At 42.8% G+C, this 12,589-nt stretch carries 13 protein-coding genes; 4 read left to right on the plus strand and 9 right to left on the minus strand.

Features of this window, described 5'->3' with window-relative positions:
- The first annotated feature begins 10 nt into the window (after nt 1-10).
- On the plus strand, nt 11-967 hold the full coding sequence (gene uvsE, locus AC503W_RS19930; protein ID WP_402954924.1) for a UV DNA damage repair endonuclease UvsE: 957 nt from the start codon (nt 11-13) through the stop codon (nt 965-967).
- 39 nt (nt 968-1,006) lie between these two features.
- Here the strand turns inward: uvsE and argS are convergent, their stop codons facing one another.
- The 4 genes from argS to speE form a co-directional block, all read right to left on the minus strand.
- Nucleotides 1,007-2,677, minus strand: coding sequence for an arginine--tRNA ligase (gene argS / locus AC503W_RS19935; protein ID WP_402870249.1), 1,671 nt, complete (start codon nt 2,675-2,677; stop codon nt 1,007-1,009).
- Nucleotides 2,678-2,680: 3 nt separating this feature from the next.
- Nucleotides 2,681-3,121, minus strand: a complete 441-nt coding sequence (locus AC503W_RS19940) for a YwiB family protein (protein WP_402954930.1) — start codon at nt 3,119-3,121, stop codon at nt 2,681-2,683.
- Between the two features lie 231 nt (nt 3,122-3,352).
- Nucleotides 3,353-4,231, minus strand: coding sequence for an agmatinase (gene speB / locus AC503W_RS19945; RefSeq protein WP_402870244.1), 879 nt, complete (start codon nt 4,229-4,231; stop codon nt 3,353-3,355).
- A gap of 12 nt (nt 4,232-4,243) precedes the next feature.
- Nucleotides 4,244-5,071: a spermidine synthase gene (gene speE, locus AC503W_RS19950; protein ID WP_403079722.1), complete on the minus strand. Its 828-nt coding sequence runs from the start codon at nt 5,069-5,071 to the stop codon at nt 4,244-4,246.
- A 202-nt stretch (nt 5,072-5,273) separates the two neighbouring features.
- Here speE and AC503W_RS19955 point away from each other — a divergent pair, with 202 nt between their 5' ends.
- A complete protein-coding gene (locus AC503W_RS19955; protein ID WP_494915554.1) occupies nt 5,274-7,340 on the plus strand; it encodes a transglycosylase domain-containing protein in 2,067 nt (688 codons plus the stop codon).
- Between the two features lie 148 nt (nt 7,341-7,488).
- Here the strand turns inward: AC503W_RS19955 and AC503W_RS19960 are convergent, their stop codons facing one another.
- Both AC503W_RS19960 and AC503W_RS19965 read right to left on the minus strand, forming a co-directional pair.
- A complete protein-coding gene (locus AC503W_RS19960; RefSeq protein WP_494915555.1) occupies nt 7,489-7,998 on the minus strand; it encodes a YwhD family protein in 510 nt (169 codons plus the stop codon).
- A gap of 35 nt (nt 7,999-8,033) precedes the next feature.
- Nucleotides 8,034-8,702 carry a site-2 protease family protein gene (locus AC503W_RS19965; protein WP_402870235.1) on the minus strand — a complete coding sequence of 223 codons (669 nt, stop codon included), beginning with the start codon at nt 8,700-8,702 and terminating at the stop codon, nt 8,034-8,036.
- Between the two features lie 138 nt (nt 8,703-8,840).
- Here AC503W_RS19965 and thmT point away from each other — a divergent pair, with 138 nt between their 5' ends.
- Nucleotides 8,841-9,026 carry a 2-hydroxymuconate tautomerase gene (gene thmT, locus AC503W_RS19970; RefSeq protein WP_402870233.1) on the plus strand — a complete coding sequence of 62 codons (186 nt, stop codon included), beginning with the start codon at nt 8,841-8,843 and terminating at the stop codon, nt 9,024-9,026.
- Between the two features lie 29 nt (nt 9,027-9,055).
- Here thmT and AC503W_RS19975 read toward each other — a convergent pair whose 3' ends face one another.
- From AC503W_RS19975 to AC503W_RS19985, 3 genes are all read right to left on the minus strand, one after another.
- Nucleotides 9,056-9,565 carry a YwgA family protein gene (locus AC503W_RS19975; RefSeq protein ID WP_494915556.1) on the minus strand — a complete coding sequence of 170 codons (510 nt, stop codon included), beginning with the start codon at nt 9,563-9,565 and terminating at the stop codon, nt 9,056-9,058.
- A gap of 32 nt (nt 9,566-9,597) precedes the next feature.
- Entirely contained in the window at nt 9,598-10,905 is a 1,308-nt protein-coding gene (locus tag AC503W_RS19980; RefSeq protein ID WP_403079728.1) for an HD domain-containing protein, read from the minus strand.
- Nucleotides 10,906-11,133: 228 nt separating this feature from the next.
- Nucleotides 11,134-11,355, minus strand: coding sequence for a YuzB family protein (locus AC503W_RS19985; protein ID WP_402870227.1), 222 nt, complete (start codon nt 11,353-11,355; stop codon nt 11,134-11,136).
- A gap of 328 nt (nt 11,356-11,683) precedes the next feature.
- Between AC503W_RS19985 and AC503W_RS19990 the strand changes: the two genes are divergently transcribed.
- A complete protein-coding gene (locus AC503W_RS19990) occupies nt 11,684-12,442 on the plus strand; it encodes an RsfA family transcriptional regulator (RefSeq protein ID WP_403079730.1) in 759 nt (252 codons plus the stop codon).
- Nucleotides 12,443-12,589 lie beyond the last annotated feature (147 nt).

The raw sequence follows: 12,589 nt of genomic DNA on the forward strand, positions 1-12,589 counted from the left end.
AGAGAAGAAAATGAAAATACGATTCGGATTTGTTTCCAATGCAACCTGTCTTTGGGAGGCCTCCCCTGCAAAGACCCTGACCTTCAAACGATATAACGAGCTTGGTCAGGAAGAAGGAAGGCAAAAGCTATTGGAGGTGACCAAACAAAATATCGAGAACACATTGCGGGTCCTTCAGTATAATACGGCCCATCAGGTCGAGCTTTACCGACTTTCCAGTTCCATCGTGCCCTTGGCGACTCACCCGGACGTAAAATGGGATTTTGTCACCCCTTTTGCAAAAGAATGGGAAAAACTTGGGGATTGGGTATTGGCGAACAACATGCGGGTCAGCTTTCATCCGAACCAATTTACGCTTTTCACTAGCCCGAAACCAAGCATTACTGAAAATGCCGTGAAGGATATGGAATTTCATTATAAAATGCTTCAAGCGATGGGCATTGCAGACCAATCCTTCATCAATATCCATATTGGCGGCGCCTACGGTGATAAAAATTCAGCAATCATTCGCTTTCATGACAACCTCAGGTCGCTCCCTGAACATGTAAAAGCAAGGATGACCCTGGAGAATGATGATAAAACCTATACAGCTTCCGAAACGTTACGTGTATGTAAGCGGGAAGGCATTCCTTTCGTCTTTGATTATCATCACCATCTTGCCAATCTATCCGTGGAGCCGCTTAACGAGCTACTCACCGATGTCTACACTACATGGGAAGACAGCAATTCGGTCCCTACAATCCATATTTCTTCCCCAAAGTCAGCCAGTGCGTTTCGTTCACATGCCGATTATATTGATATAGCCTTCATTATGCCCCTCCTAAAAGCACTCACGGAGTTGGGGAAGGATGTTGATTTCATGATTGAAGCAAAAATGAAGGATCAGGCGATGCTGAAATTGATTGAAGAGATGTCTAGAATCCGTGGAGTGAAAAGAGTAAGCGGGGGATCTGTTTTCATTAAATAAAAAAGCGGCCGTTTCACGGGAAACGACCGCTTTTTCTTATTACATTTTTTCCGGTGCAGAAACGCCGATTAGTGCCAGTGCGTTTCTCAACGTAATTTGAACCGATTTCACTAGAGCAAGACGAGCTTTACTTCTATCCATTTTCTCACTATCCAATACTTTATCCGCATTGTAGAAGCTGTGGAATGTAGAAGCAAGGTCGAAAATATAATTCGTCATGCGGTGCGGCATCCGTTTTTCGGCTGCTTCCGCGATTGCCTGTGGGAATTCCCCTAATTTCTTCAATAGCTCGAATTCCTTCTCCGTAGAAAGAGCAGTAAAATCAGTGATGCCTTCATAGCTAATCCCTTGTTCCACACCTTGACGCAAGATGCTTGAAATACGGGCATGAGCATATTGTGAATAATAGACCGGGTTATCATTGGATTGTGATACAGCTAGATCAAGGTCAAAGTCCATATGTGTGTCCGCACTTCTCATGGCAAAGAAATACCGTGTGGCATCCAGGCCGACCATTTCAATCAAGTCACGCATCGTTACCGCTTTACCGGTACGCTTGCTCATTTTCATTTTCTCGCCATCTTTGAATAGATGAACAAGCTGAATGATCTCCACTTCAAGCTGCTCACGATTATAGCCTAACGCTTCGATTGCCGCTTTCATACGTGGAATATAACCATGGTGATCCGCTCCCCAAATATTGATGAGGGTGTCGAATCCACGCTCCAATTTATTGCGGTGGTACGCAATATCCGGTGTCAGGTATGTGTAGGAGCCATCCTTTTTGATAAGAACGCGGTCCTTATCATCGCCAAGTTCTGTTGAACGGAACCAAGTTGCCCCGTCTTCTTCATAAACATGGCCTCTCTCCTTCAGAACGCTTAGTGCTTCGTCGATTTTCCCATTTTGATAAAGGGACGTTTCCGAGAACCACACATCAAAACCGACACGGAAATTTTCCAAGTCAGTTTTCAGCTTAGCCATTTCACATTTCAATCCGTACTCACGGAAAAAGTCATAACGTTCTTTTTCATCGACGTTAACATACTTATCTCCATATTCCTTCGCAAGCGTTTTACCAATCCCGATAATATCTTCGCCGCGGTAACCGTCTTCAGGCATTTCTTTATCAAGGCCAAGTGCTTGGAAGTACCGTGCTTCGATTGAAATTGCCAAGTTATTGATTTGGTTACCTGCATCATTGATATAGTATTCGCGCGAAACGTCATATCCCGCTTTTGATAGAACATTACATAACGTGTCACCAACAGCAGCACCACGCGCATGACCAAGGTGAAGGTCACCAGTCGGGTTTGCGGATACGAACTCAACCTGGATTTTTTCGCCCTTACCATAATCGCTTTCGCCATAGGCTTCATCTGCTTTCAGAATCACTGGAACCAACTCTGTCAGATAAGCATTATCCATGTAAAAGTTTATGAATCCCGGGCCTGCGATTTCAATTTTTTCAATGGATGCCTTGGACTGGTCAAAGTTTTCGATGATCGCTTCAGCAATCATTTTCGGTGCTTTTTTTGCGATTTTCGTTAATTGCATTGCCATATTCGTGGAGTAATCTCCGTGTGTCTTATCTTTTGGAAGTTCCAACACTACTTGGGGAACCTGTTCTTCCGTTGCCAGACCAGCTTTAATAACCGCATTTTTAATTTCCTGTTTCAGTTTTGCCTGTACCTCATTTACTATATTCATGTTCTAAGCTTCCTCCTTGTAGGAAATCGTCATTTCATATTGCCCGGGTTCGCTTCCCTGCATATGTAGTGCATAGCGAAGGATCAGTTTCCCTTCCTTTTTCTTTTCATCCCATTGATGCTGAATTTTCTTTGTGGTCGTCGATAGCCCCAACCTGCCATATATACTTTCATAATGTCCATTTGTCGCTTCCTGCAAGCGGAAAAGCTGTCTCATTTTAACGGCACCGTTCCTAAGCAGAATCGTTTCGTTCGTTTTATGCTTGATGGTTGTCTGCGTTTTGCCGGCTTCATTTTCCTCTGCATATTGCAAATACAAATCGGATCCTTTATACATCCTTGTACCAAAAGTGACGAGCTCATACGTTTCCGTTTCAGAGCCATGCCTGATTTTTGTCTGCAATGTCACTTTAACATTCTGCTTATCTATATCATGAAGAGTCAAAGCTACACTTCCTTCATCATCTCGTTCTTAACTTTATAAGTATAAATATTCTTCAATGAAGTTTCAACTTGGAGCGGAAAATAAAGTTTCATATCTTGTCTTAGTATGCAATTCATTTGAATGTAACGCAAGACAAGCTCTTAATTACGAAGGGAAAGCGATGATATTTCCCGAATACATACTAAAAAGGCCATTCCCGCTAAAATGCAGGAACAGCCTCCCCTATCATATTTAACCCTTTTGAACCCAACCAAGAATCATTTCACGAATCAGCTTGCTTGCCGTATTCGCCGTTTGTTCAGATGGATCATAAATCGGGGCCACTTCTACTAAATCACAGCCAACCACATTCACTTCTGAACGGGCTATCTCGTGGATCGAAGCTAAAAGCTCTTTGGACGTAATGCCACCGCAGTCGACGGTCCCTGTACCCGGCGCATGCGCAGGGTCAAGCACGTCGATGTCTATCGTCACATAAACCGGACGACCCGCTAATTGCGGCAATACTTCCTTCAGGGGCTCAAGCACTTCAAACTTAGAAATGTGCATGCCATTTTCCCTTGCCCATTGAAATTCTTCCTTTAGCCCGGAACGGATTCCAAATGAATAAACATTACTTGGCCCGATAAGCTCTGCTGATTTTCGGATGATGGAAGCATGGGAAAGTGGCTCTCCTTCATAATCCTCCCGCAAATCTGTATGGGCGTCCATATGGATAATGGCCATATCGGGGTACTTTTTAAACATGGCTTTTATGACAGGCCATGTAACAAGGTGTTCTCCCCCCATGCCCAATGGGAATTTACCGGCATCAAGCACACCGTCTACAAATTCTTCAATCATATCGATACTGCGTTGAGGATTACCGAAAGGCAATGGGATATCCCCAGCATCATAGAATTTCACTTCTTCCAATTCACGGTCTAAGTATGGGCTGTATTCTTCCAAGCCGATTGAAACTTCTCGAATCCTTGTTGGGCCAAAACGGGAACCCGGACGGAAGCTGACTGTCCAGTCCATCGGCATACCATAAAGCACCGCTTCGGATTCCTCGAAGTCCGGATGGCTTTTAATGAATACATTGCCTGAGTACGCTTCATCGAATCGCATGTTCATGCCCCCTTATTTCACTAAATCTTGAACGAATTTAGGCAGGACGAAAGCTGCTTTATGAAGTTCTTTTGTATAGTATTTTGTTTCTATATCGTGGAAACGCTCGTCTGAAACGTCAAGCGGATTATATTTTTTAGAACCGATCGTGAATGCCCACAGCCCACTTGGATACGTCGGGATATTGGCTAAATAAAGGCTTGTGATCGGGAATATTTCTTTCACGTCGCGCTGTACATCACGGATTAAGTCTGATTTAAACCAAGGGTTGTCCGATTGGGCAACGAAGATTCCGTCTTCTTTCAAAGCCTTGGAGATGCCGGCATAAAAGCCTTTGGTAAATAGATTTACGGCAGGACCCACTGGTTCGGTGGAGTCCACAAGAATCACATCGAATTCATTTTCACTCTTCGCGATGTGCATAAAGCCATCCCCTACTTGCACATCGACACGTGGATCTTCTAGCATGCCTGCAATTTCAGGTAAATACTTCTTGGAGTATTCGATGACCTTTCCATCAATATCAACCAGTGTAGCTTTTTTTACGCTTGGATGCTTAAGAACTTCACGGATAACTCCGCCATCTCCTCCTCCTACGACCAAAACATTTTCTGGATTAGGATGTGTAAATAAAGGAACATGGGCTACCATCTCGTGGTAAACGAACTCATCGCGTTGGGATGTCATCACCATGTCATCCAACAAAAGCATATTTCCCCATTCTTCAGTTTCAATCATATCCAACTTTTGAAACTCCGTTTGTTCCGTATGTAAAGTACGATTCACTTTCATCGTAATACCAAAATTCTCTGTTTGTTTCTCAGTAAACCAAATGCTCATTTATTAACGCTTCCTTTCCAAAATCTTATAGTCTTTCAACTAATTGGCCGATATTCGGTATACCCATTAGCTAGAAAAAGTATAGACGAATCTACCAGAAATGCAAGATAAATATTACAATTCCACTTCTTATGTTTAAAAATATCTTTTTTTTCCATAATAGTAATAGATTCTTTTTTTAAAAATAAGAGAGGTGAAAGCAATGGAGCTCATTCCAAGCGAACGTTTTAAAAGGACAACTAAATATGTGCGGGCTTTCATCATTTTTGCCACAATAGGTCTCATCATTCTCTTTGTCTTGCTTCTCTCTTTACTGATGTATGCAAAAATACTAGGTCCGCCGCCTTTGGCTGTACCTCAATCTACCCTATATTATAGCCATGACGGAAATGTGATCGGAGAATCCGATAATGGTCAAAAACGCTACTGGGTCGGGCTGGAATCGATTTCACCCGAACTAGTCAAGGCAACAGTCGCAGTAGAAGATCGCCAATTTTACACCCATAAGGGCTTTGATATAAAAAGGATCGGTGGCGCCATTCTTGCTGATGTCCGTGCCATGTCCAAGGTTCAAGGGGCAAGTACGATCACCCAGCAATATGCCCGGAATCTCTTCCTTGACCATGATAAGACGTGGTCGCGTAAGCTCAATGAAGCGTTCTATACAATACGCCTGGAAATGAATTACTCAAAAAAAGACATTCTAGAAGGCTATTTAAATACGATTTACTATGGCCATGGCGCCTATGGAGCACAAGCTGCAAGCCAATATTACTACGGTAAGGATGCCAAGGATTTGACGCTTCCGGAGGCAAGCATGCTAGCCGGAATCCCAAAGGGGCCATCCAACTATTCGCCTTTGGACAACCTGGATAAAGCCAAATCAAGGCAAAAGGTCGTCCTGCATGCCATGCAAACCAAAGACTATATTTCAAAAGCTGATACGGATGAAGCCCTCCAGGCATCCCTTTCTTTAAATGGCGAACATGGTACTGTAACCAAGAAAATGGCTCCTTACTTCCAGGATGCCGTCAAACAGGCCCTAAAAACGCAACTTCATTTAGATGACCGGACAATCGAGCTTGGGGGCTTAAAGGTTTATACCACATTGGATGAAAATCAACAGCGCATCGCAGAGGAGTCCCTCTCCACTGTCATACCCGAACAGGCTAGCATCCAAGCATCACTGGTGGCCATGGATCCCAGGACCGGGGAAGTCCGCGCACTCGTCGGGGGCACTGACTACACAGCTTCACCATTCAACCGTGTCACACAGGCCCTACGCCAGCCAGGATCGACAATAAAGCCGCTTCTATACTATTCAGCACTAGAAAACGGGTTTACACCGTCAACCACTTTAAAAAGTGAGGCCACAACCTTTACCTTTGATGATGGCCATACTTCATATAAGCCGCATAACTATAATTATCAGTATGCGAATGATGAAATAACGATGGCACAGGCCATTGCTTTATCCGACAACATTTATGCCGTGAAGACCCATCTATTTCTCGGCGAACAGGCATTGGTTGATGCGGCACGTCGTTTTGGCATCACTTCCAAAATGGATGCGGTTCCTTCCCTTGCACTTGGCACATCCAATGTGAGACCCATTGAAATGGTCAATGCATACGGAATCCTGGCTAACGGTGGTAAAAAGGTAGAGCCTACATTCATCACCAAGGTGGAAGACCGAAGAGGTGAAGTCATCTTCGAACGGTCCCAGAAAGGTGAACAGATTCTGGATAAGGATAAGGCATTTGTCATGACCGAAATGCTTACCGGGGTTTTTGACGAAACGCTAAACGGCTACACGAAGGTGACAGGGAGCACGATCAGTTCCCAACTGACGCACCGCGTCGCAGGGAAGTCGGGTTCCACTTCCACCGACAGCTGGATGGTCGGTTATACGCCTCAACTGGTTGCAGGTGTATGGACTGGCTACGATCAAGGGAAAAAGATAGAAATCCCCGCCGAAAAAAGTTATGCGAAAAAAATATGGGCATCCTATATGGAGAAGGGTTTGAAAGGGCAACCTTCCAAACCCTTTAAGGAAACGGGTAATGTAATCGGTGTACATGTCAATCCAGCAAGCGGCAAACTTGCAACAGATGCCTGCCCCGTCTCCAGATTAACTTACTATGTAAAAGGAACCGAACCCGTGGAATACTGTGAAGAGCACTTCAAGCAAAAGAACACCAAAAGTGCTCCGAAGGACGGGAAACATAAAAACCCCTGGTATAAAAAAATCTTAAAACCTTGGGGATAACGAAAAACCCCGAAGCCGGTAGCGGCTTCGGGGTTTTTCTGTCCTAGTTCCACAGTGTCTAAACTGCTGTCTCTAAGTTTACTGATTTTATTCGCTTCGTACAAGTGATTTTTTTACTAAACTTCACATTTCATACAATAATACACATTTAAACCGTCAAAGACTGTTTAAGCTCATCGGATGAACGCTCCCACATTCCTGCATCGTGGTTTTTCAGGAACTCGGCAAGGATGCTTTTTGATTTATCGTCCATATCCTCGACGATGATATGGCGTTTCAAGGATTTATCCATCCGGTTAACATGTTCCGGCAAGGATTTGTACCCACGTCTGATTGAGCGGTCCACCGTCATCTCACAAGCGGTCACCCCGGCATAGTACGGACCAGTTTGCAGGGCTTCAATCGTTACCCAAACAAGCCAGTAGGGTTTCCCATTTGGCACTTCCTCTTTTGTCTTTAGAAACTTGATTCCTTTTTCCACAGCACTTCTTGCATGCATCGCGCCGATGTCGACTTCCGCTTCACCAGCATCCACATCAATGATGACCGGTGAAATATTGTCGAGAGTTAAAACACCAGCGCCATATCCGCCATGGCCTTTCATCGGATCATTTTTAATAATATTGAAGCCTATCTTTTTCTTTGGTTGTTCTTCCATGTTAATAACCCCCTTCAGTTTCGTCATTTACTATATTAAAAAAACAAAAGACTTAAAGTGTGTCCGAGATTGTCACGAACGAATGGTACAAGTTCATTCATAATCGGACTGATTGTATATTTACCCAACGGTGTGATGACTAAAATCAGGAAAATCAAGGATCCGTATTGCTCATACTGAGTCATTTTCGCACGCATTTCCACCGAAACCAGATCTTCTACGATCCGATACCCATCAAGAGGTGGTAATGGTATCAAATTGAATACGAATAGTACGATATTTAAGTGAATCAACATCGTAAAGAAAGGTTCCACGAAGAATGGCATGTCGTAAGGTCCCAACCCTGAAGCGAGTAACCCGTACCAGATTAAATAGCCTATCGTCGCCACAAGAAGATTGCTGAGCGGACCTGCAAAGGAAACCAGTATGCCAGCCAGTCTTGGATTCTTAAAATGAAACCGATTGACAGGGACAGGCCTTGCCCAACCAAATCCTACAATCAAAATCAGGAGCGTACCGATTGGATCCAAATGCTGTATGGGATTCAAGGTGACCCTTCCTTGATTCTTAGCTGTCGGATCCCCAAATTTATAGGCCACATAGGCATGGGAAAATTCATGAACCGTAAACGCGATCAAAAGAACGACAATCACGTAAGGAAGCCTATCCAAACTATAAGCCAAAAACTGTCCTAATTGATCCAATAGCTTCTCCCCCAATGTTTATTACCGTTAGTATACATGAAAATTTCAAGATGTGAAAAAACTCTGATTTCAGTATCTTGCAAATATTTCCCTAATGTGAAACACTACATCTATTAAAAAGAATGGGGGAATATGAAAATGCCATATGTAACAGTCAAGATGCTTGAAGGCCGTACCGAGGAGCAAAAAAAAGCATTGGTTGAAAAAGTAACAGCAGCTGTTTCAGAAACAACCGGTGCACCAGCCGAAGCTGTAACGATTTTCATCGAAGAAATGGCTAAAAACCACTTAGCCGTTGCCGGCGTTCGTAAAAGCGACCAATAAAAGGGTTCATAATCGTAAAAGCTAAGCCATCAATTCGGCTTAGCTTTTCCTTGTAGCTTCTCTATATATTCATATGCATCATCTATTTCATCAAGCGTATATTTTTGCTTGCTTTTAAGCGTGAAGATTTTTTCAATGACCTCTTCCTTTTCCAACGTATCAAAGTAAAGGACCGTTGAAACAAGTTCCAAAAACCGGGCATTTTGTTCATTCATATCCAATAAGCATGTATCAAGAGAAGGCATATCAACTTCCTGTATCGACAAGAAGTCTTTTCCCGCCTCCGTAATGGAATAGCAGTATTGATAATAGCCCGCCTTTTTCTCCTTCACTTCATTCAGGTACCCCATTGCGCAAAGTTCCTCTATTCGTAAAGTCAATTCCTCCGAGTACGGTCCGTAAAAGTGAAATTGAAATTTTTCATGAAAAGGAAAGGATAACTTCTTCGCTATATAAACAATTTTTTGCAGCTTTTTTCGACCTGAAATTTCACCTGCAGTTGAAATGGCATTGATAATGTTTGCATGATCCTTAAACAAGGCTCGTCACTCCTCACCCAAAATGTACCGCTTTAAATCGACAGCTCCAATAGCTGACGGATTTGTTTTTTTATATCTTTATTCGTTGATTCATCGCGTAGTAAATCTGCCGGGAAGTACAACTTATGATCCGTTCGTCTTTTTCCTGAAATGGCATCCACTATTTCGGATTCACGCGACAATTCCCGAAGTTCGCCATTCGTTTGCAGCAAATGGATTGGCAACCGCTCTTCCTCTTCGCCTGGACGATAAAAATCATAGGGCAGGTCCGAGGAGGAATCGACGACTAAATAATAATCAGGATTGATTCCCGCCTCAATGAATAGCGCCCTTAATTCCATTAGTTTATTCATTTGACTATTCGAAGGATGAAACTCAACATATTTAAAGAGTTTTCGATTCACGAAACGGATACATAAATCCCTTAAGATTGGATCCTCTTCTTCTTCCCAAGCCTCGAAATAGTAGAGCATCACGGATTCATCCATTTTCAAGTAATCTTCTAACGTGACATTGCCCTTGAACATTGAATAAAAGTGACGGGGTTCTTGGGCAAATTGGTAGTTGGTTTCGAATAAATACTTTGCCCTATGCAAAATTTTCGTTAGGATGACCTCGGCACTCCGTGTAACCGGGTGGAAGTAGACCTGCCAATACATTTGGTATCGACTCATAATATAGTCTTCCACCGCGTGCATCCCACTTTGCTTAATGACAGCATGCTCCTCACGCGGCCGCATCACCCGTAATAGCCGCTCCATATCAAAATGGCCGTAGCTTACTCCAGTGAAATAAGCGTCCCGTTGCAGATAATCCATCCTATCGGCATCAATTTGACTAGAAATCAAGCTGACTACTAATTTGCCTTTATACGTTTTGGCAATGACCTCCGCTACTTTTTTGGGAAAATCGGGTCCTACTTTGAGAAGGATCTCATTCACTTCTGTATGACCGATAATAATCTGTTGAGTGAACTGTTCATGGTCCAAATCAAAAACCTTTTCAAAAGAGTGAGAGAATGGGCCATGTCCTAAATCATGTAGCAAGGCCGCACACAACGAAAGCAACCTTTCCTCCGGTTTCCATTCCGGTCTCCCTTCGAAGACATCATCGACAATTCTTCGGACAATCTCATATACCCCAAGCGAATGGCTAAACCTACTATGTTCTGCACCATGAAAGGTAAGATAGGTCGTTCCTAGTTGCTTGATTCTGCGAAGACGCTGGAATTCTTTCGTGCCGATCAAATCCCAAATAACCCGGTCCCGAACGTGTATATACCGGTGTACTGGGTCTTTAAATACTTTTTCTTCTTGTAATTTTTCGCCAGAATATTCCATGGACTACCCTCATTTTCATAATCTCATTGCTTTTATTATAGCTTGTCTTTATAGAATATCCTAACTCGACCCATGATAGAAAGCCTGTTGATTTTATATGAAATCAGGAGTTTTTATGGATTTTGATAGAGAAAATAACGGAATTAAAAAATCACCACAGTTTATTGAATCTGGGTGACGAGTCGCATGTTTCACGTTTCAAAACTGCTGAATTATTTATACATAAAGCTACTTTAGCTTCTTATCTATTTTCTCTAGTAACTCGTCTTCTGTCGGGGCCGCAACTGGGCGGTTATTGACAAAAGCGAAGGATTTTTTCCTGCCCGGACCACAATAGGATTGGCAGCCAATTTCAATTTTCGCGTCAGGATCAAGCTTTTCCAGCCGTGGAATTAATGTTTTGACGTTTACTGCCAGGCAGTCATCACACACTCTGAATTCATTGGACATCCTCGGTAAGCATCCTTTCTATAACAAATGATTTTCGTTCTATTTACGTGACTAAAAGGTATTTTACCGTTTCTATCTATGAATATCAAGAGACGGAATGGAAGGAGAAAAGATGCTTTGCCATAAGTGGATGCCCCAAATAGGGGAAGTACCAAGTCAATTCAACTTATTCTTCCTTCCCTCACAAAAAACTAGTATCCTTTTAACCTTTTTGTATAAAAAATCCATATCTTGTCCAAAATACTAGTAGAACACCTAATCAATCATTGTTACAAGATATTCATATAATGATCATTTTAAAAAGTTACCAGAAAGGGAGTATGTAGAAATGAAGGTTCGTCAAGATGCCTGGACAGAAGAGGATGATTTACTGTTAGCAGAAACGGTATTACGGCATGTACGTGAAGGCAGCACGCAACTGAACGCATTCGAAGAGGTCGGTGACAAATTGAACCGCACATCCGCAGCTTGTGGATTTCGCTGGAATGCAGTTGTCCGCCATAATTATGATAAGGCGCTGTCTCTAGCAAAAAAACAAAGAAAACAGAGACAACGGATTCTCGGAAAAGATCAGGGAGGAAAAAAACGTCTGCTCTATACACCGCCATCCCCAATGATTTCTGATATCATGGCTCCTCTCCTGCAAGAAGAGGACGTGGAGTCAGAGACTGATACGGCAGTAATAGAATCTACTAATTATGAAACCGCAGAGGAATTTTCTGATGAAGCGTTCGTTCCGACACAACAAAGGAACACAAACATGCCTACCAGCACGCCGGCAATGGGCCTGGATATGGTTATCGCTTATTTGGAGTCCATGAATGGGCGATTGCTACAATCCGAAACATTACAAACTGAAAATGAACGCTTGAAGTTAGAAATAAAAGAGTTAAAAGGACGGAATGAAGAACTTCAAAATAAAGTATCCCACCTTGAACAAAATAGCGGCTTGATGCAGGAAGATTACGAAACATTGATGAATATCATGAATCGTGCCAGGAAGCTAGTCCTATTAGAGGAGGAAGAGCGCCCGGCCACAAAATTCAAGATGGACCGAAATGGAAATCTGGAGAAAATGGCTGAATAAAGATAATGCGGGGGCCTTTTATCAGGTCAACCACATGACAAATAGCCATTCCCTATACATTTTCCGAAAAATGAGTCTGGAAAGGGCTCTTTTTTCATGTATTAGCCTGGTATCTTCTTACTAAAAGTTTCTTTTTCAGTTTCAGTG

The organism is Peribacillus suis (genome assembly GCF_059384845.1).